This is a genomic window from Barrientosiimonas endolithica (assembly GCF_030296655.1).
GTDB lineage: Bacteria > Actinomycetota > Actinomycetes > Actinomycetales > Dermatophilaceae > Barrientosiimonas > Barrientosiimonas humi.
The window spans coordinates 3,433,919-3,453,128 of sequence record NZ_AP027735.1 but is presented as its reverse complement, the minus strand read 5'-3'; the positions used below and the strand labels follow the sequence as shown (position 1 = coordinate 3,453,128).

General features: G+C 70.7%; 19 protein-coding genes, 2 tRNA genes and 2 pseudogenes. 8 read left to right on the top strand and 15 right to left on the bottom strand.

The genetic code is table 11. From position 1 onward, the window contains the following. Window positions 1-14: 14 nt before the first annotated feature. Window positions 15-446, top strand: a complete 432-nt coding sequence (locus QUE40_RS17380) for a DMT family transporter (RefSeq protein ID WP_289231768.1) — start codon at window positions 15-17, stop codon at window positions 444-446. 30 nt (window positions 447-476) lie between these two features. Here the strand turns inward: QUE40_RS17380 and QUE40_RS17375 are convergent, their stop codons facing one another. Next, complete coding sequence (locus QUE40_RS17375; protein WP_289231767.1) at window positions 477-1,022, bottom strand: MarR family winged helix-turn-helix transcriptional regulator; 546 nt, start codon at window positions 1,020-1,022, stop codon at window positions 477-479. 72 nt (window positions 1,023-1,094) lie between these two features. On the opposite strand from QUE40_RS17375, the gene QUE40_RS17370 reads away from it, so the two are divergent. Then, a complete protein-coding gene (locus QUE40_RS17370; RefSeq protein ID WP_289231766.1) occupies window positions 1,095-1,814 on the top strand; it encodes an SDR family NAD(P)-dependent oxidoreductase in 720 nt (239 codons plus the stop codon). Between the two features lie 42 nt (window positions 1,815-1,856). Here the strand turns inward: QUE40_RS17370 and QUE40_RS17365 are convergent, their stop codons facing one another. The 14 genes and pseudogenes from QUE40_RS17365 to dnaA all read right to left on the bottom strand — a co-directional run bounded on the left by QUE40_RS17365 (window position 1,857) and on the right by dnaA (window position 16,016). Further along, window positions 1,857-2,102, bottom strand: a complete 246-nt coding sequence (locus tag QUE40_RS17365; protein ID WP_289231765.1) for a hypothetical protein — start codon at window positions 2,100-2,102, stop codon at window positions 1,857-1,859. A gap of 181 nt (window positions 2,103-2,283) precedes the next feature. Then, window positions 2,284-2,356, bottom strand: a tRNA-Ala gene (locus tag QUE40_RS17360). A 73-nt stretch (window positions 2,357-2,429) separates the two neighbouring features. Continuing rightward, window positions 2,430-2,582, bottom strand: coding sequence for a hypothetical protein (locus QUE40_RS17355; RefSeq protein WP_170206905.1), 153 nt, complete (start codon window positions 2,580-2,582; stop codon window positions 2,430-2,432). 37 nt (window positions 2,583-2,619) lie between these two features. After that, window positions 2,620-2,696 (bottom strand) — tRNA-Ile (locus QUE40_RS17350). Window positions 2,697-2,785: 89 nt separating this feature from the next. Continuing rightward, entirely contained in the window at window positions 2,786-3,358 is a 573-nt protein-coding gene (locus QUE40_RS17345; RefSeq protein ID WP_289231764.1) for a DUF3566 domain-containing protein, read from the bottom strand. Continuing rightward, a pseudogene (gene gyrA / locus QUE40_RS17340) lies at window positions 3,355-5,942 on the bottom strand (DNA gyrase subunit A). The gene QUE40_RS17345 and the pseudogene gyrA overlap by 4 nt, the downstream one beginning before the upstream one ends. 338 nt (window positions 5,943-6,280) lie before the next feature. Next, a pseudogene (gyrB, locus tag QUE40_RS17335) lies at window positions 6,281-8,355 on the bottom strand (DNA topoisomerase (ATP-hydrolyzing) subunit B). A gap of 305 nt (window positions 8,356-8,660) precedes the next feature. Then, the gene (locus tag QUE40_RS17330) at window positions 8,661-9,290 is read right to left on the bottom strand and encodes a hypothetical protein (protein ID WP_289231763.1); all 630 of its coding nucleotides are present in this window, start codon (window positions 9,288-9,290) and stop codon (window positions 8,661-8,663) included. Next, on the bottom strand, window positions 9,239-9,589 hold the full coding sequence (locus QUE40_RS17325; RefSeq protein ID WP_289231762.1) for a hypothetical protein: 351 nt from the start codon (window positions 9,587-9,589) through the stop codon (window positions 9,239-9,241). The genes QUE40_RS17330 and QUE40_RS17325 overlap by 52 nt, the downstream gene beginning before the upstream one ends. A gap of 88 nt (window positions 9,590-9,677) precedes the next feature. Beyond that, window positions 9,678-10,295 (bottom strand): DciA family protein, encoded by a 618-nt coding sequence (locus tag QUE40_RS17320; protein ID WP_289231761.1) that lies wholly within the window; start codon window positions 10,293-10,295, stop codon window positions 9,678-9,680. A gap of 198 nt (window positions 10,296-10,493) precedes the next feature. Then, a complete protein-coding gene (gene recF, locus QUE40_RS17315; protein WP_289231760.1) occupies window positions 10,494-11,687 on the bottom strand; it encodes a DNA replication/repair protein RecF in 1,194 nt (397 codons plus the stop codon). Window positions 11,688-11,701: 14 nt separating this feature from the next. Next, a complete protein-coding gene (gene gnd, locus QUE40_RS17310; protein ID WP_142007151.1) occupies window positions 11,702-12,700 on the bottom strand; it encodes a phosphogluconate dehydrogenase (NAD(+)-dependent, decarboxylating) in 999 nt (332 codons plus the stop codon). Window positions 12,701-12,754: 54 nt separating this feature from the next. After that, on the bottom strand, window positions 12,755-13,885 hold the full coding sequence (gene dnaN / locus QUE40_RS17305; RefSeq protein WP_142007150.1) for a DNA polymerase III subunit beta: 1,131 nt from the start codon (window positions 13,883-13,885) through the stop codon (window positions 12,755-12,757). Window positions 13,886-14,549: 664 nt separating this feature from the next. After that, window positions 14,550-16,016, bottom strand: a complete 1,467-nt coding sequence (gene dnaA, locus QUE40_RS17300; RefSeq protein ID WP_236022164.1) for a chromosomal replication initiator protein DnaA — start codon at window positions 16,014-16,016, stop codon at window positions 14,550-14,552. Window positions 16,017-16,506: 490 nt separating this feature from the next. Here dnaA and rpmH point away from each other — a divergent pair, with 490 nt between their 5' ends. From rpmH to QUE40_RS19795, 6 genes are all read left to right on the top strand, one after another. Beyond that, window positions 16,507-16,644, top strand: a complete 138-nt coding sequence (gene rpmH, locus QUE40_RS17295) for a 50S ribosomal protein L34 (protein ID WP_142007149.1) — start codon at window positions 16,507-16,509, stop codon at window positions 16,642-16,644. A gap of 44 nt (window positions 16,645-16,688) precedes the next feature. Further along, window positions 16,689-17,099 carry a ribonuclease P protein component gene (gene rnpA, locus QUE40_RS17290; protein WP_289231759.1) on the top strand — a complete coding sequence of 137 codons (411 nt, stop codon included), beginning with the start codon at window positions 16,689-16,691 and terminating at the stop codon, window positions 17,097-17,099. After that, the gene (yidD, locus tag QUE40_RS17285; protein WP_142007147.1) at window positions 17,096-17,395 is read left to right on the top strand and encodes a membrane protein insertion efficiency factor YidD; all 300 of its coding nucleotides are present in this window, start codon (window positions 17,096-17,098) and stop codon (window positions 17,393-17,395) included. Before rnpA ends, yidD begins: the two co-directional genes overlap by 4 nt. Window positions 17,396-17,402: 7 nt before the next feature. After that, window positions 17,403-18,401 carry a membrane protein insertase YidC gene (yidC, locus tag QUE40_RS17280; RefSeq protein WP_142007146.1) on the top strand — a complete coding sequence of 333 codons (999 nt, stop codon included), beginning with the start codon at window positions 17,403-17,405 and terminating at the stop codon, window positions 18,399-18,401. 73 nt (window positions 18,402-18,474) lie between these two features. Then, complete coding sequence (locus QUE40_RS19800; protein WP_433997023.1) at window positions 18,475-18,936, top strand: hypothetical protein; 462 nt, start codon at window positions 18,475-18,477, stop codon at window positions 18,934-18,936. Further along, window positions 18,912-19,202, top strand: coding sequence for a Jag family protein (locus tag QUE40_RS19795; RefSeq protein ID WP_433997022.1), 291 nt, complete (start codon window positions 18,912-18,914; stop codon window positions 19,200-19,202). Before QUE40_RS19800 ends, QUE40_RS19795 begins: the two co-directional genes overlap by 25 nt. The last annotated feature ends 8 nt before the right edge of the window (window positions 19,203-19,210 follow it).

The window sequence follows — 19,210 nt, the reverse complement described above, 5'->3', positions numbered from 1 at the left end:
GGAAAGGAATCCTCATGACGACCGCTCCCGCCACCACACCCACGGCCCCCGCCCCGACCGCGCAGAGGGGACGCGCCTGGATCGCGCTGCTGGTCGCCGGCGCGTTCGAGGTCGGCTACGCCCTCAGCGTCAACGGCAGCACCGGCTTCACCGACCCGCTGTGGTCGGTGGTCGCCGTGGTGTTCTTCCTGTTCACGCTGTTCTTCCTCAGCGTCGCGCTGAAGCAGATCGACGTGGGCATCGGCTACGCCGTGTGGGCCGGCATCGGCGCCATCGGCGCGGCCGTGCTCGGCCCGGTGTTCTTCGACGAGACGCTGACCCTGGTCAAGGGCTTCTGGCTCGCGGTGATCATCGCCGGCGTCGTCTGGCTCAAGCTCGCCGACCGTCCCGCATCAGACAACATCCCCGACGAATGGACTGACAGTTGTGACACGCCTGGCCCATAGGACAGGTCTGTGCCCCGCGCTCCGCGCTGCTCACGGTGAGCCCACCTGAGACGGCGGCTGGGGGCCGATCTGGGCATGCAGGTCGGCGAGGAACAGCCTGAGCAGCTCCGTCAGGGCGGAGCGTTGCTCGGGAGTAAGACGGGAGACGAGGTCAGCCTCGCGCCCCAGCACTCGATCGACCAGACCTTCGACGAGCTGGTGCCCGGCCGAGGTGAGCGACACAGTCACGGTGCGGGAGCCTTCGGCTGCGTTGGCGCGGGTGACCAGGCCGGCACGTTCGGCGCGTGTCACCCGTTGCGAGATTGCCCCGGCACTGACCAGGGTGCGATCGGCCAGCTGTCGAGTGGTCAGCCGATAGGGCGAACCGCTGCGGCGCAGAACGCTGAGCAGGTCCAGCGTCGCCGGATCGGCGCCTGCGTCGGCCAGCACCCGGCGGCGGTCCTCGCCGAGGAGTTTCGCGCACTGCCACACCCGGGTGACGATGCCGATGCCCTCCACCGGAGTGCCGGGCCGCTCTCGCAGCCAGCCCAGCGCCACAGCATCGACGGGATCGTCTTCGCGCAGCTGCTTGCTCATCGGCCGCCTCCATGTTTAGGTCTAAACGTCAGGTGGGTTTAGACCTAAACATACGTGATCAGGAGGACGCCCATGGCACGCAACGTTCTCGTCACCGGCGGTGGAACAGGCATCGGCCGGGCAGTCGCGGCAGTCTTCGCCGCCGATGGCGACGCCGTCGTCATCTCCGGACGGCGCCCCGCACCCCTGCACGATGCCGCCGACGCCCTCGGCGTCCGCGCGGTGGTGTGCGACGGCACCGTCCCCGCCGAGGTGGAAGTGCTCACCACCCAGCTGCCGGCATCTGTGGATGTGGTCGTGCACTGCGCCGGCGGAAACACCGACTTCGACCGGCCCGCCCCGCACGACCTGGCGTCCCTGGCCTCGAACTGGCGAGCCAACATCGACGCCAACCTGCTCACCGCCGTGCTGGTGACGGCTGCGGTCAGCGACCGGCTCGCCGGGGGCGGCACCGTCGTCAACATCGGGTCCATCGCCGCGGACAAGGGCGCCGGTGCCTACGGTGCCGCGAAGGCCGCCGTGGCCGCCTGGAACGTCGACCTGGCTGCGGAGCTCGGGCCACGCGGCATCACCGCGAACGTGGTCTCGCCCGGCTACATCGCCGACACCGAGTTCTTCCGCGACCAGCTCACCGACGAACGCCGCGATACCTTGATCGCCGCCACTCACACCGGCCGCGCCGGCACCCCCGACGACGTCGCGGGTGCGGTCCATTTCCTCGCCTCACCCGCTGCCCGCCAGATCACCGGGCAGGTCATCGCGGTCAACGGCGGTGAGTGGACCTCGAGGTGAGACGACCGCCTCGTCGGCAGGGCGTGGACGGACCGTCCCGCATCAGCCTGACTCGCTGCGCGACCCGGGCCCGCGTGCTGGGCTCGGGTCGCGCAGCGTCGCCCGCTCGGTCAGGGTGATCCCCACGACCCAGATCAGCAGCGCCAGCCACCCCGGCACGAACCCGCCGAAGCCGTCGTCGTCCGGCATCCGCGCGTCGAACAACCAGTACGCCGCGAACGCGATGACCGCCCACAGCACCACGTGCCGCCAGGCCGTCCCCGGCGGCGACCCACGCCACCGAGGCACCCTGCCGCCCTCGTCCGGCGACCCGTTCAGTCCCAGGAACTCGACAACCCGACCCGACCCGACGCTCACGCGAAACCCCCGTTCGACGTACGACCTCAAGGCCCTCCGTTATACGTGGTCCCGCCGGCACGACAAAGACCCTCCTCCGGCATGGAGAAGGGTCTTGGGTCGGACTGCTGGGTGGAGGCGAGGGGACTCGAACCCCTAACCCCCTGCTTGCAAAGCAGGTGCGCTACCAATTGCGCCACGCCCCCGAAGGCCCGCGCTCCGGCCGGTGGGCCGGCCACGCGGGCCGTCAGGTCTTGCTCCGCCGCGAGGCGGTGAGCGTCAGTCGACCTTCGCGCTCGCGGAGATGCTCTTCTCGCCGGGACGGTCGGAGGTCTGCTTCCACAGCTCCTTGCCGACGGTGTGCGACTTGTACTTGGAGTTCGCGAACGCGGCCGCACCCGCAGCCGCCAGAACCATCAGGGCCTTCTTCATCTCAGGACTCCTCGTCACTGGATCATCGGGGCGGCGGTGGTGGGCCTAACTGGACTTGAACCAGTGACCTCTGTCTTATCAGGACAGCGCTCTAACCGACTGAGCTATAGGCCCCTGCACCGTCGTGCGTCGCCTGACCGTGGTCGGCCGGGCGACGCGCAGGACGTGACTTTACCCCACGCCTGCCGACGGCGACAAAACGCCTACTCGTCCGACAGCGTCAGCTGGATGCCGCCGACGAGCGAGGCGCAGATGTTGTACAGGAACGCGGCCAGCGTCGCGATCGCGGTCAGCAGCACGATGTCGATGACCCCGATGACGACTGACAGCGACACCATGCGACCGAAGCCGATGTAGTCCATGAGGTCGAACGTCGACCCGCCGCCGCCCGACTCCAGCTGGCCGAGCATGTCCTGCAACGCCGAGAAGACGCCCATGCCCGACAGCACGGTCCACATCACCGCCACCATGATCACGCCGGCGATGGCCGCGGCCACCGACAGCAGGAACGCGATCTTCATGACCGACCACGGGTCGATGCGCGACAGGGTCAGGCGCACCCGGCGAGGAGTCGAGCGAGACGTACGTCCGCCGCTGGCCTGACGCTGCGGCCGCTGGGGCCGGGCGCCCCGCTCGCCGCCACCCTTGGAGCCCTCGGAGCGACTCGCCCGCTGACCGCCCGGTCGGGGCAGCTTCGCCGCCGCGGTGTCCTTGCTGCGCGCGGCGGCGGACGCCGCGTCACTGCCGGCGCCCTGCCTCTGCGGGGTGCTGCTCACTCGTCATCTCCCGGCTCAACGTCGGTCATTTCGTCGGTCGCATCGCCCGGCGCGGCCTCGACCTCGGTCGACTCCACCTCGACCGACTCCTCGACGGAGTCAGCAGGTTCGGCATCCGAGGCGGGCGGGGTCGGGGCGTCGCTGGACTCCTCCGACGCTACGGCATCCTCGACTTCTTCCTCGACCTCCCGCTCGGTGTTGCGCGCGACCGCCACGATCGAGTCGCCCGAGGCCGGTGTGGCGAACTGCACACCCATCGTCGACCGCCCGGTGCGCCGGATCTCGGCCACCCGCGAGCGCACGATCTTGCCCTTCTCCATGACGACCATGACCTCGTCGTCCTCGTCCACCGCGAGCGCGCCCACCAAGTCGCCGCCGCGGTCGCTCAGCTGCGCGACCTTGACGCCCAGCGTGGCGCGCCCCTTCACGGGGTAGTCGGACGCGGCGGTGCGCTTGGCCAGGCCGTTCTCGAAGACGACGAACACGTCGGGGTCCTCGTCGTCGTGGATGACCATCATCGCCAGCAGGTCGTCGCCGTCGCGGAACTTCATGCCGGTGACGCCCGAGGTCGCCCGGCCCATCGGCCGCAGCACGTCGTCGCTGGCGTGGAAGCGCACCGACTGCCCCTTGCGCGAGACCAGCAGCACGTCGTCGGAGCCGCTCGCGAGCGCCGCGCCCACCAGCTCGTCACCGTCGCGCAGGTTCACGGCGATCAGCCCGCCGGAGCGGGCACTGTCGTACTCCGTCAGCCGGGTCTTCTTCACCAGACCGCGCTGCGTCGCGAGCAGCAGGTAGGGCTCCTGCTCGTAGTCCTTGATCGAGCGCACCGCGGCGATCTGCTCGTCGGGCTGGAAGGCCAGCATGTTGGCCACGTGCTGACCCTTGGCGTCGCGCGACCCCTCGGGAAGCTCGTACGCCTTGATCCGGTAGACCCGCCCGTGGTTGGTGAAGAACAGCAACCAGTTGTGCGTGGACGTGGTGAAGAACTGCTCGACCACGTCGTCGCCGCGCAGCTGCGCACCGCGCACTCCCTTGCCGCCGCGCCGCTGCGAGCGGTACTCGGTGAGCTTGGTGCGCTTGGCGTAACCACCCCGGGTGATCGTCACGACGACGTCTTCCTCGGGGATCAGGTCTTCCATGTTCATGTCGCCGTCGAACGGCACGATGCGCGTACGCCGGTCGTCGCCGTACTTGTCGACGACCTCGGCCAGCTCGTCCTTGATCAGCTGCCGCTGGCGCTCCGGCTTGGCCAGGATGTCGTTGTAGTCGTCGATCTTGGCCTGCAGCTCGTCGTGCTCGTCGACGATGCGCTGGCGCTCCAGGGCGGCCAGCTGGCGCAGCTGCATCGCGAGGATCGCGCGGGCCTGCACGTCGTCGACGCCCAGCAGCTCCATGATCCCCTCGCGGGCCGCGTCGGCCGAGCGCGAGGCGCGGATGAGGGCGATGACCTCGTCGAGCATGTCGAGGGCCTTGAGCAGGCCCCGCAGGATGTGGATGCGCTCCTCGGCCTCGCGCAGCAGGAACTTCGTGCGCCGCACGATGACCTCGACCTGGTGGTCGACCCAGTAGCGGATGAACGCCGACAGCGGCAGCGTGCGCGGCACGCCCTCGACCAGCGCGAGCATGTTCGCGCCGAACGTCTGCTGCAGCTGGGTGTGCTTGTAGAGGTTGTTCAGCACGACCTTGGCCACGGCGTCGCGCTTGAGCACGATGACCAGGCGCTGACCGGTGCGCCCCGAGGTCTCGTCGCGCAGGTCGGCGATGCCGCCGATCTTGCCCTCCTTGACCAGCATCGCGATCTTCTCGGCGAGGCTGTCGGGGTTGACCTGGTACGGCAGCTCGGACACCACGAGGCAGGTGCGCCCCTGGATCTCCTCGACCTCGACCACCGCGCGCATCGTGATCGAGCCGCGCCCGGTGCGGTAGGCCTGCTCGATGCCCTTGCGGCCCATGATCAGCGCGCCGGTCGGGAAGTCCGGCCCGGGCACCAGCTCGATGGCCTTCTCGAGCAGCTCCTCGCGGGTCGCCTCGGGGTTGTCGAGGAACCACTGCGCGGCCGCCGCCACCTCGCGCAGGTTGTGCGGCGGGATCTGCGTGGCCATGCCGACCGCGATGCCGGCCGAGCCGTTGACCAACAGGTTCGGGAAGCGCGCCGGCAGCACCGACGGCTGCATGGTCTTGCCGTCGTAGTTCGGCTCGAAGTCGACGGTGTCCTTGTCGATGTCGCGCACCAGCTCCATCGCCAGCGGCGCCATCCGGCACTCGGTGTATCGCGGCGCCGCCGCACCGTCGTTGCCCGGCGAGCCGAAGTTGCCCTGCCCGTCGACGAGCGGGTAGCGCATCGACCACGGCTGCACCAGCCGCACCAACGCGTCGTAGATCGCGCTGTCGCCGTGCGGGTGGTACTGCCCCATGACGTCACCGACGACGCGGCTGCACTTGTTGTACCCGCGGTCGGGCCGGTAACCCCGTCGTACATGGCGTAGACGATGCGCCGGTGCACCGGCTTCAGCCCGTCGCGCACGTCCGGCAGCGCACGACTGACGATGACGGCCATCGCGTAGTCGATGTAGCTGCGCTGCATCTCGGTGTTGAGGTCGACCGGGTCGACCCGGTTGCCCACCGCAGTCGTGCCTTCGTCCTCGGGGGAAGGTCGTCAGTCATCAGATCCCTTGCTGCTCAACAAGATTCGGTACGTCAGTGGTTGCGTCAGCAGACCCGAGCCGGGGGCAGGCACGCCCGTAGGGCCGTGGACGGGCCTGGCGGGAGGCCGAGCCTGCGAGGCCGGATGGCTGGCCCGTAGGGCCTGCCCACCCCGGGCGCCCATAGACCTCAGATGTCAAGCCTTCGTGACACCTTCCTCGCACTCCGCTCCGGCCGGATCCTCGCTGCGCTCGGCTCCAACCTGCGCTGCGCGCTTCGTCAGATGTCAAGGAACCGCACGTCCTTGGCATTGCGCTGGATGAACCCGCGCCGCGACTCCACGTCCTCGCCCATCAGGATCGAGAAGATCTCGTCCGCGGCGGCCGCGTCGTCGAGCGTGACCTGGAGCAGCACCCGGTGGTCGGGGTCCATCGTGGTCTCCCACAGCTCCTGGTAGTTCATCTCGCCGAGACCCTTGTAGCGCTGGATGCCGTTCTCCTTCGGCAGGCGCCGCCCGTTCTTCTGGCCCTCGGCCACCAGCACGTCGCGCTCACGGTCGGAGAAGGCGAACTCGTGCTCGGCGTTGGACCACTTGAGCCGATAGAGCGGCGGCTGCGCGAGGTAGACGTACCCCGCCTCGATGAGCGGACGCATGAACCGGAAGAGCAGGGTCAGCAGCAGGGTGCGGATGTGCATGCCGTCGACGTCGGCGTCGGCCATCAGCACGATCTTGTGATAGCGCGCCCGGGTGATGTCGAAGTCCTCGCCGATGCCGGTGCCGAAGCCGGAGATCAGCGCCTGCACCTCGTTGTTGGCGAGCACCTTGTCGATGCGGGCCTTCTCGACGTTGAGGATCTTGCCGCGGATCGGGAGGATCGCCTGGTTGTAGGGGTTGCGCCCCTGCACCGCCGAGCCGCCGGCCGAGTCGCCCTCGACGATGAAGACCTCGGAGATCGTCGGGTCGTTGCTCTGGCAGTCCTTGAGCTTGCCGGGCAGACCGCCGGTCTCGAGCAGGCCCTTGCGGCGGGTGGCCTCGCGCGCCTTGCGGGCCGCCATCCGCGCGGCCGCCGCCTGCGCGGCCTTCTGCACGATCGCCTTGCCCTCGCGGGGGTGCGCCTCGAGCCAATGGCCCAGCTGGTCGCGCACGGCGGAGGCAACGAAGCCGCGCACCTCGGAGTTGCCGAGCTTGGTCTTGGTCTGGCCCTCGAACTGCGGCTCGCCGACCTTGACCGAGATGACCGCGGTCAGACCCTCGCGGATGTCCTCGCCGGTGAGATTGTCGTCCTTGTCCTTGACCAGCTTGTTCTGCCTGGCGAAGGCGTTGATCAGCGAGGTCATCGCGGTGCGGAAGCCCTCTTCGTGGGTGCCGCCCTCGTGGGTGTTGATGGCGTTGGCGTAGGTGTGCACCGACTCGCTGAACGCGCCGGTCCACTGCATCGCCACCTCGAGCGAGAGCATCCGGCCCTCGTCGCTCGTCTCGAACGCGATGATGTCCTCGTGCACCGGCTCGCTGCGCTTGCTGGAGTTGAGGTGCTTGACGTAGTCGAGCAGGCCGTCGTCGTAGCGATAGCTGACGCTGCGCGGCTTGCGCTCGGTCGCGGCCGCCTCGCCCTCGGCCTGGGCCTCCTCCTCGGCGCCCGCCTCGACCTCGCGCGGTCGCTCGTCGGTGAGCGTGATGGTCAGCCCCTTGTTGAGGAAGGCCATCTGCTGGAACCGGGCGCGCAGCGTCTCGAAGTCGTACTCGGTCGTCTCGAAGATGTCGCCGCTGGCCCAGAAGGTGATGGTGGTGCCGGTGTCGTCGACCTCGGTCTCGCCGACGACCGACAGCGGCGCCAGCGGCACCCCTGCTCGAACTCGACGCGATAGATCTTGCCGTCGCGGCGCACCTCGGCGGTCAGCCGCGTCGACAGCGCGTTGACGACGGAGGAGCCGACGCCGTGCAGACCGCCGGACACCTTGTAGCCGCCGCCACCGAACTTGCCGCCCGCGTGCAGCTGGGTCAGCACCAGCTCGACGGTGGACATGCCGTACGCCTCGTTGAGCTCGACCGGGATGCCGCGCGCGTGGTCGACGACCCGCACCCCGCCGTCGGCGAGCAGCGTCACGTCGATGCGGTCGCCGTGGCCGGCCATGTATTCGTCCACCGCGTTGTCGACGATCTCGGTGACCAGGTGGTGCAGGCCGCGCTCGCCGGTGGAGCCGATGTACATGCCCGGGCGCTTGCGCACCGCCTCCAGGCCCTCCAGGACCTGGATCGCGTCGGCGCCGTAGCTGCCGTCGTCGGGCAACCGCTCGGCCACCGACGGCTCCGGGGTGCTCGAGGTCTGGTCGGGGGTGTCGGGCTCGTCAGCCACAGTGCTCCTTCTCGGCGCGGCGACGTCCTGCGGAGGACCCGCAGGACGACCACGGATGGTGTGGTCTGCCCGCCCTCGGCGAGTGTCCGGCAACGGGTTGCAGACCGTCGTCCATCTTACCGGTCGCGCATGGCGAATCACCCGCAGGAGGCGCCTTGTGGACGGTCGTGGCGCGCGTACGGGTGTGTGGACGAGGGGGATCACGCGCCCCGGGCCTCTGAGGGCTCAGGGCGGGCGATGCCGGTTTCGCTCGTTCCGCCCCGCGCCACCCGGACCTACGGTCGCGTCACCGCGCGGTCCGGCGGTCAGACGACGACGTAGATCACGCCCGTACGCCCGCCGCGGCAGACGTGGATCGTGCCGGCCTGACAGCTCACCTCGTAGGACTGCTCCGTGGTGGGGCTGAACACCTGCAGCGTGTAGCGGCCCGACCGTTCGGCGGCGCGCGCCGCCGAGGCGATGTTGTTGGCGAACGGGCAGCTCGCCGAGCCGGTCGCCCCCACGCCCGTGCCGCACGTGCGCACGCCGCCGGGCAGCGCCACCCGGGTCACGGTGGGCTCGGGCCGCGGCTCGGACGAGCGCGGGGACGGGGAGGACGAGGTGCGGCTGGGCGACTCCGTCGGAGTGGGCGTCGGGGTGGGCGTCGGCGAGGGGGTGGCCCCCGGCGTGGTCGCGCTCTCCTGCGGCGCGGGCTCCTCGCTCGACTCCGGCGTCGACGTCTCGCTCGGGGTGGGCTCAGGCGAGGTGGGGGAGTCGCTGGTCGCCGGGTCGGTGGGCGTGCTCTGCGCCGGCGTGCTCGGAGCAGGGGTCGGCTCGCTCGGGGACTGCACCGCCGTCGAGGGGGAGGGCATCGGCTGGGTGGTGCGGTCCGGGCCGCTGCGGGTCAGCGCGAAGACCGCGAGCAGGCTGGCCAGCGAGATCGCGATGACCAGCACCGGCGCGAGCCAGCCCCCGGCCGGCCGCGCTCGCGGGCCGCGCCGTCGATCGCCGGACGGGCGTACCCACCGGGCCGTGGCTCGATCGGGGTGGCGGCGGTCGGGTCGTCGGAGGTGTCGGCCCCGGGACGACGCGTCGGCATCGGCGCGAGATAGCGCACGTCCTGGTCGCCCGTGCCGTCCTCGTCGAGCATCTCGTCGAGGCGGTCGGTGTCGCGACCGGGCGGTCGCTGCGCGTCGTTCACCTGGAGGATTCCCTTCGAGGTCGTCCGGCGGGGGCCGCCGATCCAGCCGACCACGGTAGGCACCGAACCGGGGGATGGCTAGTTCACGTCCATACCCATGGGTATGCGCGGCGTCGCCACGAGCTTGGCCGCGGCCCCCGCGTCAGCCGTAGGTGTCGCGCGGGCCGCGCCCGTCGCTGACCGACCGGGGTCCACGCTTCCACGAGGGCGCCGACGGCCCGACCACCCGCAGCTCCTGGACGACGCCAGCGCCCACCGCGTCGCTCATCCGCGACATCAGCGTCGACTCCAGCCAGCGCAGCTGGGTCGCCCACGCGGTCGACTCCGCCCGCACGGTGAGCCGCCCCTGCTCGAACGACACCGGCGTCGCGTGCGCCGCCACGTCGGGCCCGACGATGTCGGCCCACCGGCTCATCACCGACCCCGCGGCGACGTCGACCTGCCAGTCGCGGTCGCGCAGCAACCGGTCCAGCTGGTCGGCCAGCGGTGCGGGGTCGCGCCCACCCTTGTCCGACGTACGCCCTCCACGCCCGAGATCTCCCGCCTTGCGCCGGCGCGCGGCCGGCGACCCGGGGCGCAGGCCTCGGTCGCGCGCGGCGCGCCGGGCGCGGGCCAGGGCGGCCCGGGCCGAACCCAGCTCGTCAGGCGCCGGATCGCCCGGCTGCCCGTCGGTCGGGGAGGAGTCGACTGGAGGTGAGTCGGCCGGCGGCGCGTCAGGGGACCGGTCGTCCGCCCCGCCGCCCTGCTCCGGGAGGTCCATGCCGATCCCTCCTTCGGTTGCGCCGGACGACCTGACCACATGCTGCACGCACGACGGTCGCAGATGCAGGTTCGTGCCAGCGCACCGCCTGCCCCCACGCGCCCGCCTCGTCGAGGGTGGGACCGCGGGCACCACCGCCCGCGAGCGACGCAGGAGCAGATCAGTCGGACTCGCTGCGCTCACCCTGGTGCAGGGTGCTCAGTCCGGGCACGCCGCGACCTTCCCCAGCTCCACCTCGAACCGCCGGCCGGTCAGCGCCTCCGGCACGTCGTCGGCCACCGCCGCGGTGATCAGCACCTGCTCGGCGTCGGCGACCAGCGCGGCCAGCCGCTCCCGGCGGCCCGCGTCCAGCTCGGCGAACACGTCGTCCAGCACCAGCACCGGGTCGGTGCCGAGGTCGGTGCGCAGCAGCTGGAAGGAGGCCAGCCGCAGACCCAGGGCGAACGACCAGGACTCGCCGTGGCTGGCGTACCCCTTGGCCGGGAGGTCGCCCAGCTGCAGCACGACGTCGTCGCGGTGCGGGCCGACCAGCGTCACGCCGCGCTCGACCTCCTGGGTGCGCACCTGCGCGAACGACTCGTGCATCGCCGCGACGATCTCCTCCTGCTCGGGGACCTCCCCGGCCGCGATCCGTGCGGCGACCGGTTCGTGCAGCGACGAGCGGTACGTCGCCCGCGCCTGCGAGCGCCCGGCGCTGACCTCGTCGTACGCCTTCTCCAGGTAGGGCGACAGGTCACGCAGCAGCCGCAGCCGCGCATAGACCAGCGACCCGCCCACCGTGGCGAGGTGGGAGTCCCAGACCTCGAGGGTGTGCAACGCGCTGGCGAGCTCGGAGTCGACGTCGACATCGGAGTTTCGACGCCGAGAACCCTTGCGCAGCAACGGCATTGCCGACTTCAGCAGCGCGTTTCGTTGCTTGACGATCTTGTCGTAGTCGGACCGGGCCGCCGACCAGCGCGGCTGCCGGGCGACCAGCAGCTCGTCGAGGAACCGCCGCCGCTCGCCCGGGTCACCCTTGACCAGGGCCAGGTCCTCCGGGGCGAACAGCACCGTGCGCAGCGTGCCGAGCACGTCGCGCGGCCGGGTCGCGGCCGCCCGGCCGAGCCGGGCCCGGTTGGCCTTCCCCGGGTTGATCTCCAGCTCCAGCTGCTGCTCGCGACCGTCGCGCACGACCGCGGCCCGCACGATCGCCCGCTCGGCCCCGGCCCGCACCAGCGGCCCGTCCTGGGAGACCCGGTGCGAGGACAGCGAGGCCAGGTAGCCCGCCGCCTCGACCAGGTTGGTCTTGCCCTGCCCGTTGAGCCCGACGAACGTCGTGACCCCCGGCTCCAGCGCGACGTCGACCGCGGGGTAGGACCGGAAGTCGGCGAGCGTGAGGTGACGCAGGTGCACGAGGCGGCGTCGGCCTAGTCGTCGTTGGCGGCAGCGCCCGGGGTCTGCAGCTGGTCGTCCTGCTTGGTCTCGGCCGCGGGGCTGACCTCGGCCTGACCCTCCTTGGGGCCCTGCTCGCGCCACGGCTCCTGACCGAACTGCATGACCTCGTGCCCACCGAACTGACCGCGCAGCGCCGCGACGGCCTGCATGCTCGGGGAGTTCTCCTGCCGCGAGCCGAACCGCGCGAACAGCGCGGCCGCGAGCACCGGCATCGGCACGGCGAGCTCGATGGCGTCCTCCAGCGTCCAGCGGCCCTCACCGGAGTCGGTGGTGTACTCGCTGATGCCCTCGAGGTTGGGCTTCTCCTCCAGCGCCTTGACCATCAGGTCCAGCAGCCACGAGCGCACGACCGTGCCGCGGGTCCACGCCTTGAAGGCACCGTGCACGTCGGTGACGATGTCCTTGGCCTCGAGCAGCTCGTACCCCTCGGCGTAGGCGTGCATCAGGCCGTACTCGATGCCGTTGTGCACCATCTTGGTGTAGTGCCCGGCGCCGACCTTCCCGGCGTGCACGAAGCCCTCGTCGCGCGGGCCCTCGGGGCGCAGCGCGTCGAAGATCCACATCGCCTTCTCGACGTGCTCGTCGGATCCGCCGCACATCAGGCCGTAGCCGTTCTCCAGGCCCCAGATGCCACCGGAGACACCGCAGTCGACGTAGCCGACACCGGTCTGCGCGAGCAGGTCGGCGTTGGGCTGGTCGTCGGTGTACTTGCTGTTGCCGCCGTCGATCACCAGGTCGCCCTCGGTGAGCAGGCCGGCCAGCTCGCGCACGGTCGCGCGGGTGGGCTCACCGGCGGGCACCATCACCCACACGATGCGCGGGGGCTCGAGCTTCTCGACCAGCTCCTGCAGCGAGGCGACGTCGCTCACCTGCGGGTTGCGGTCGTACCCGATCACCTCGTGGCCGGCGCGGCGGATGCGCTCGCGCATGTTGCCGCCCATCTTGCCGAGGCCGATCAGACCCATCTGCATGGTCGCTGCTCCTTAGGCGAGGTCGTACGTCGTCACGGGCGACGCTACTCGGGCTCAGCTGGCGAAGCGCACCGGCATGAGGACGTAGCGGTAGCTCTCGTCGGAATCACCGTCGGCCTCCTGCTGGCCCGAGATCACGGCCGGCCGGCTGGGCTGGGTGAACGACAGCCGCGCGAACGGGGTGCCGAGCACGCCCAGCCCGTCGAGCAGGAACTGCGGGTTGAACGCGATCTCCAGCTCGGGGCCGGTCAGGGTGCACTCGACCGCCTCGCTCGCCTGCGCGTCGTCGCCGGTGCCGGCCTCGATCGCGACCTGGCCCTCGGCGAAGCGCAGCCGCACCGGGGTGTTGCGCTCGGCGACGAGCGACACGCGCTTGACCGCCTCGGTGAGCACCGCGGTGTCGACGACCGCCACGGTGTCGACGCTCGTGGGGAAGATCGAGGTGACCTTGGGGTAGTCGCCGTCGAGCAGCCGGGTCGTGGCGCGGCGCTGCCCCACCTCGAAGCCGACGAGCCCGTCGCCGCCCGCGGCGGTCCCGAGCGCGACCTGCACCGAGCCGGCCGCGCCGAGCGCCTTGGCCGTGTCGGAGAGGGTGCGCGCCGGGATCAGGGCGGTGTAGTCGGCGTCGGAGGACGCGGGGTTCCAGGTCAGCTCACGCATCGCCAGCCGGTAGCGGTCGGTCGCGAGCAGGGTGACCTTCTCGCCCTCGACCTCGACCCGGACGCCGGTGAGGATCGGCAGGGTGTCGCCGCGGTCGGCCGCGATGGACACCTGGCTGACGGCCTGGGTGAACAGCTGCCCGTCGATCGCGCCGGTGGCCTCGGGGGAGGCGGGCAGCGTGGGGTAGTCGTCGGTCGGCATCTGCTGCAGGCTGAACCGGCTCGAACCACAGGTCACCTGCACCTTGGCGCCGTCGGTCGCGATGTCGACCGGCTGCGGCGGCAGCGAGCGCGAGATGTCGGCCAGCAAACGGCCGAGCACCAGCACCGTGCCGGGCTCGTCGACGTCGGCCTTCACGGTGACGCGGGCGGAGACCTCGTAGTCGAACGCGCTCAGCGTCAGCCCGTCGTCGGTGGCCTCGAGCAGCACTCCGGCGAGCACGGGCAGCGGCGGCCGCGGCGAGAGCCCGCGCACCACCCAGGTGACCGCCTCCGCCAGAACATCGCGTTCGACCCGAAGCTTCACGTTCAACCGTCCTTGCCGTCGTCTGCAGTGCGTCGCAGTGGAGCGCGAGCAGCGGTCCTCGCTCTCGCGCGCACGTCGCCCGCACGAGAGCACTCCCGTGCGGGTGGGCCTGACCCTACCCGGCGGGGATCGATTCTTGTGGTTCACCCTGGCTGCTCGCTCCTGCTCGTCCCCAGGTGCGCGGGGCGGGACGGATGCTGATGGAGAACTGTGGTGATCGTCGTCGGCGCTGTGGATCGTGTGGACAACCGGTTGCGTCGGCGGCATCGCGCGCGACCCGGTTGTGGACGACCCGGGGACGAGCACTGTGGATAACTCTGCGGGTCTGTGGACGAGCCGCGAACGACACATCCGGTCCACCGGAGCTCCCACAGGTCGTCCGCAGCTGTGCCCCGGTTGTCCACCGACTGTCCCCGGAACGGTGCAGGTGTGACGGGTGTGGTTCCAGTGAATGACTGGGATGCGTGAGGAGGTTGTCCACGGCGTTGTCCACAGTCTGTGGATGATGGGCAGGAGAGCACGGATAGCGTCGCCGGCCGCGCCGGGACGCGTCGCGTCCAGGGAGCACTCAGGGTTATCCCCAGGCAGGGGAGGTTGTCCACAGCAGGTGTGGATGACGTACGACGGGGGCCGGGACGCAAGGTGAGCGTCGCCGGCGGGTGGGTCAGGAAGCGGCCTGCGCGGCGTCCCGTCGGATCTGACCGGTCAGCTCGGTGATCTGGTCGTAGAGGGGCTGCTTGGCGCCCATGAGGTTCTTGATCTTGCGCTCGGCGTGCATGACCGTCGTGTGGTCGCGGCCGCCGAACTGCTGGCCGATCTTCGGCAGCGACAGGTCGGTGAGCTCACGGCACAGGTACATCGCGATCTGCCGGGCGTTGACCAGCGTGCGCGAGCGCGACTGGGAGGTGAGCTCCTCGACCGTCACCCCGAAGTACTCCGCGGTCTTGGCCATGATCTGCGTCGTGGTGATCTGGCCCGCGCGCGGCGAGGGCTCGACGTCCTTGAGCGCCTTGCTCGTCGAGGACAGGTCGACCGGCTGGCCCGACAGCGAGGCGAAGGCCATCACCCGGATCAGCGCGCCCTCGAGCTCACGGATGTTCGTGGGGAACTTCGTCGCGATGAGCTCGAGCACGTCGTCGGGCACGCTCTTGCGCTCGGCGTCGGCCTTCTTGCGCAGGATCGCGATGCGGGTCTCCAGGTCCGGCGGCGTTACGTCGGTCTGCAGCCCCCACAGGAAGCGCGAGCGGAGCCGGTCGGCGAACCCGGAGAGGTTCTTGGGCGACTGGTCGCTGGTCAGCACGATCTGCTTGTCGCTGTTGTGCAGCGCGTTGAACGTGTGGAAGAACTCCTCCTGCGTGCCGTCCTTGCGCTGCATGAACTGGATGTCGTCGATGAGCAGCACGTCGACGTCGTCGCGGTAGCGCTTCTGGAAGTTGGCCGCCTTGCCGTCCTTCACCGAGTTGATGAAGTCGTTCGTGAACTCCTCGGAGTTCACGTAGCGCACCCGCAGGTGGGGGTAGAGGTTGCGCACGTAGTGGCCGATGGCGTGCAGCAGGTGGGTCTTGCCCAGCCCGCTGCCGCCGTAGACGAAAAGCGGGTTGTACGACTTCGCCGGCAGCTCGGCGACGGCGAACGCCGCGGCGTGGGCGAACCGGTTGCCGGCGCCGATGACGAAGGTGTCGAAGGTGTACTTCGGGTTCAGCCGGGAGTCGCCCATCGCGTCGGCCGGCGAGGTGGTAGCCGGGGCGCGCGGCGCGGGCTCGCGGCTGGGGGCCTGCTCGGCGAGGCTGTCGCTGAGCGCGGGCTGCTCGACCTCGTCGAGGTCCTCCCCGGACTCCACGACCGCCTCGTCCTCGACGGCGGCGCGCAGCTGGGGGTCGACGGCGACCGCGAGGTGCACGTCACGGCCCAGCTGCTGGCCGAGGTGGGTGGTGACCGACTCGCGCAGGCTCTGCTCGATGACGTCCTTGGTGTGGTCGAACGGCACCGCGAGCAGCGCGGTCTTGTCGACGACCCCGACCAGGCGGGTCAGCCGCAGGATGGCGCGGTCACGGGCGGGGAGCCCGGCCTCGTCGAGGAGGAGCAACGTGGAGTGCCACACATGCGCCAGATCTGGCTGCTCGTCGCTCACGTGCCCCTGTTCCTCTTCTCACGACTGCTGGAGCTCGACCGGCACGCCACGACAGAACGGCACGCCTGTCCACAAACTTATCCACAGACTGTGCATGGCGCACCCCGAGGGTCGAGGGGTGCGGGGACGGTGCGCTGACCGGAAGGGCCGAAGGTAACAACCTTGCTCGCGCCGCGGCAACATGAGCCCTGACTTTTTTCGCGTTCGTCGGCGTGTCGCGCTGACGGGGCCCGGGAACTCGACTAGCGCGAGGGTCCGCGCGGTTTGACCGGCGTTGACGGCGGACCGTACCCTGAATCAGCCGTGCTCGTCGCGGCCGCTCTCGCATGCTCATGCGTTCGCCCACATCGTGCTGGTCGGCCTCGCGTCGTCCCGCGTCCCGGTGCGGGGCGGCCCGTGGGCCTACGACAGCGGCTGCGCAGCCGCTCGGGCCCCGCCCGTGCAGACCTACCGCAGGCAGCCCGCCTGCCGATCGACACCGGAGACGACGTTGAGCAAGCGCACCTTCCAGCCGAACAACCGCCGCCGCGCCAAGAAGCACGGCTTCCGCCTGCGCATGCGCACCCGCGCGGGCCGCGCCATCCTGGCCTCGCGCCGGTCCAAGGGCCGCTCCAAGCTGTCGGCCTGAGCCGGCTCGCCGCGCGCACCCCGCGCCCCGAGCCTCGCCTCGACGTGCTGCCCTCGGCGCACCGCCTCCGACGACCTGACCAGTTCCGCACGGTGCTGCGTGGTCGGCGAGACGCGGCGCGCCTGCCGAGCGGCCGCGCCGGAGGCGACCTGCTGGTCCTGCACCTGGTGACCCACGCCGAGTCCGACGCGTCGGACGCATCCGCACCGGATGCGCCGCGCGTCGGTTTCGTCGTCTCCAAGGCCGTGGGCAACGCCGTCGTTCGCAACCGCACCCGGCGCCGGCTGCGGCACCTGATGGCGGCCCGGCTGGCCGACCTGCCGGCCGGCACCGACGTCGTGGTGCGAGCTCAGCCGCGGGCGGGGCTCGCCGACTCCGCGGCGCTGGGAGCCGAGCTGGACCGGCTGCTTCCGACCGCCCTGCGTCGGGCCCGACCGGCCCGGGTCGGCTCATGAGCACCGAACCGCGCAGCCTGCTCGTCTGGCTCGCGACGCCGCTGATCTGGCTGATCCGCGGATACCAGCGATTCGTCTCGCCGATGACCCCGCCCAGCTGCCGGTTCACGCCGAGCTGCTCGGCGTACGCCGTGACCGCGCTGCGTCGCCACGGGCTGTTCCGTGGTGGCTACCTGGCTGTCCGGCGGCTGCTGCGCTGCCACCCGTGGAACCCGGGTGGCGTCGACCACGTTCCACCGCCCGCCCCGCGGGTCCGTCCGTCCGACCCGGCCACCGGGCCGGGAACTACCGCCTGAGGAACACATGCTCGACACCCTGCTCTTCCCGCTCGAATGGTTCGTCGCCGTCGTGATGGTGGGCTTCCACGCGGTCTTCACCGCCGTGGGGATGCCCGAGGACTCCGGCTGGACCTGGGCGCTGTCGATCGTCGGGCTGGTCATCGTCCTGCGCATCCTGCTGATCCCGCTGTTCGTCAAGCAGATCAAGTCCTCCCGGCGGATGCAGCTCATCCAGCCGGAGATGCAGAAGATCCAGGCGAAGTACAAGGGCAAGAAGGACGCCGAGTCTCGTCAGAAGATGACTGAGGAGACGATGGAGCTCTACAAGCGGACGGGCACCAACCCGTTCGGCTCCTGCCTCCCGATCCTGCTGCAGAGCCCGTTCTTCTTCGCGCTGTTCCGCGTCCTCAACAACCTGCCGGCGATGGCCGAGGGGCGCCGGGAGGGCATCGGCCCGCTCACCCAGGAGCTCGCCGCCCAGGCCGAGAGCTCCACCCTGTTCGGGGCCCAGCTGTCCAGCTCGTTCCTGAACAGCGAGGGCGCCTCGACCAAGATCGTCACGGTCGTCCTGATCATCCTGATGTCGGTCACGATGTTCCTCACCCAGCGCCAGCTGATGATGAAGAACATGCCGGCCGCGGCCCTCGACAACCCGATGGCCAAGCAGCAGAAGATCATCATGTACGCCATGCCGCTGGTCTTCTTCGTGACCGGCCCGAACTTCCCCATCGGTGTGCTCATCTACTGGCTCGTCACCAACATCTGGTCGATGGGTCAGCAGTTCTACGTCATCCGTCGCATGCCGGCGCCCGGCTCGGAGGCCGAGAAGGCCCTCGAGGCGCGCAACCGCGCCAAGGGCAAGGTGACCAAGAAGGAGACCGTGCCCGGTCTGCCCGCCGCCGACGAGACCCCCGCGCAGCCGACCGCGACGCCCGGCAAGGCCACCGCCGCCGGCACCCAGGCCGGCAAGACGAGCGGACAACGGGTGCAGCCCAAGCGCAACAAGCCCAAGCGCAAGCGCTAGCGCACCCCACCAGCCACGTCCCGCAGCGGCCCGCACCCCGTGGTGGCCGCCCGACCCGTTCCGGAGCAACCGCATGACGCAGCAGAACGACGCCTCGACCGAGACCGAGCCGCAGGAGATGCCGCAGCCCGCCGAGGCCACCGACACCCCGGAGGCCGCCGAGCCCCGCGAGAGCGCGGCACCCACCGAGCCGGTGGAGTCGACCGCCTCGAGCGACGCCGCAGCCGGTGACGAGGCCGACGAGTCCTCCGCCGCTGACGAGGACGACCAGACCGAGGACGACCAGACCGCGGCCGCCGCGTCCGAGCGGGGCGAGGGCGGGCCGTCCTCCCGCAAGGAGCACCTGGAGCGCGAGGGCGAGGTCGCAGCCGACTTCCTGGAGACGCTGCTGGACATCGCTGATCTCGACGGCGACCTCGACGTCGACATCGAGGGCGACCGCGCCGCCGTGGCCATCGTCGACAGCGACGAGGGCGCGTGCCGCGCCGGCTGGTCGGCCAGGGCGGTGCCGTGCTCGAGGCCCTGCAGGAGCTGACCCGGCTCGCGGTGCAGGCCGAGACCGGCGAGCGCTCGCGCCTGATGCTGGACGTCGCGGGTCACCGCGCCCAGCGTCGCGCCGACCTGGTGGAGAGCGCCCGGGTCGTCATCGACGAGGTCAAGGAGACCGGTGAGCGCCGCTCGCTGGAGCCGATGAGCGCCTTCGAGCGCAAGGTCGTGCACGACGCCGTGCTCGCCGCCGGGCTGACCTCGGAGTCCGAGGGTGCCGAGCCGCGGCGCTACGTCGTGGTCCTCCCCGCCTGAGCGAGCCT

Bases quoted from the DNA above. Each gene is read 5' to 3' on its own strand.
- QUE40_RS17320 (WP_289231761.1), bottom strand. From the start codon at position 10,295: ATGGACCTCCCGGAGCAGGGCGGCGGGGCGGACGACCGGTCCCCTGAC.
- yidC (WP_142007146.1), top strand. From the start codon at position 17,403: ATGCTCGACACCCTGCTCTTCCCGCTCGAATGGTTCGTCGCCGTCGTG.
- yidD (WP_142007147.1), top strand. From the start codon at position 17,096: ATGAGCACCGAACCGCGCAGCCTGCTCGTCTGGCTCGCGACGCCGCTG.
- QUE40_RS17370 (WP_289231766.1), top strand. From the start codon at position 1,095: ATGGCACGCAACGTTCTCGTCACCGGCGGTGGAACAGGCATCGGCCGG.
- QUE40_RS17380 (WP_289231768.1), top strand. From the start codon at position 15: ATGACGACCGCTCCCGCCACCACACCCACGGCCCCCGCCCCGACCGCG.
- QUE40_RS17355 (WP_170206905.1), bottom strand. From the start codon at position 2,582: ATGAAGAAGGCCCTGATGGTTCTGGCGGCTGCGGGTGCGGCCGCGTTC.
- gnd (WP_142007151.1), bottom strand. From the start codon at position 12,700: ATGCAGATGGGTCTGATCGGCCTCGGCAAGATGGGCGGCAACATGCGC.
- QUE40_RS19800 (WP_433997023.1), top strand. From the start codon at position 18,475: ATGACGCAGCAGAACGACGCCTCGACCGAGACCGAGCCGCAGGAGATG.
- QUE40_RS17375 (WP_289231767.1), bottom strand. From the start codon at position 1,022: ATGAGCAAGCAGCTGCGCGAAGACGATCCCGTCGATGCTGTGGCGCTG.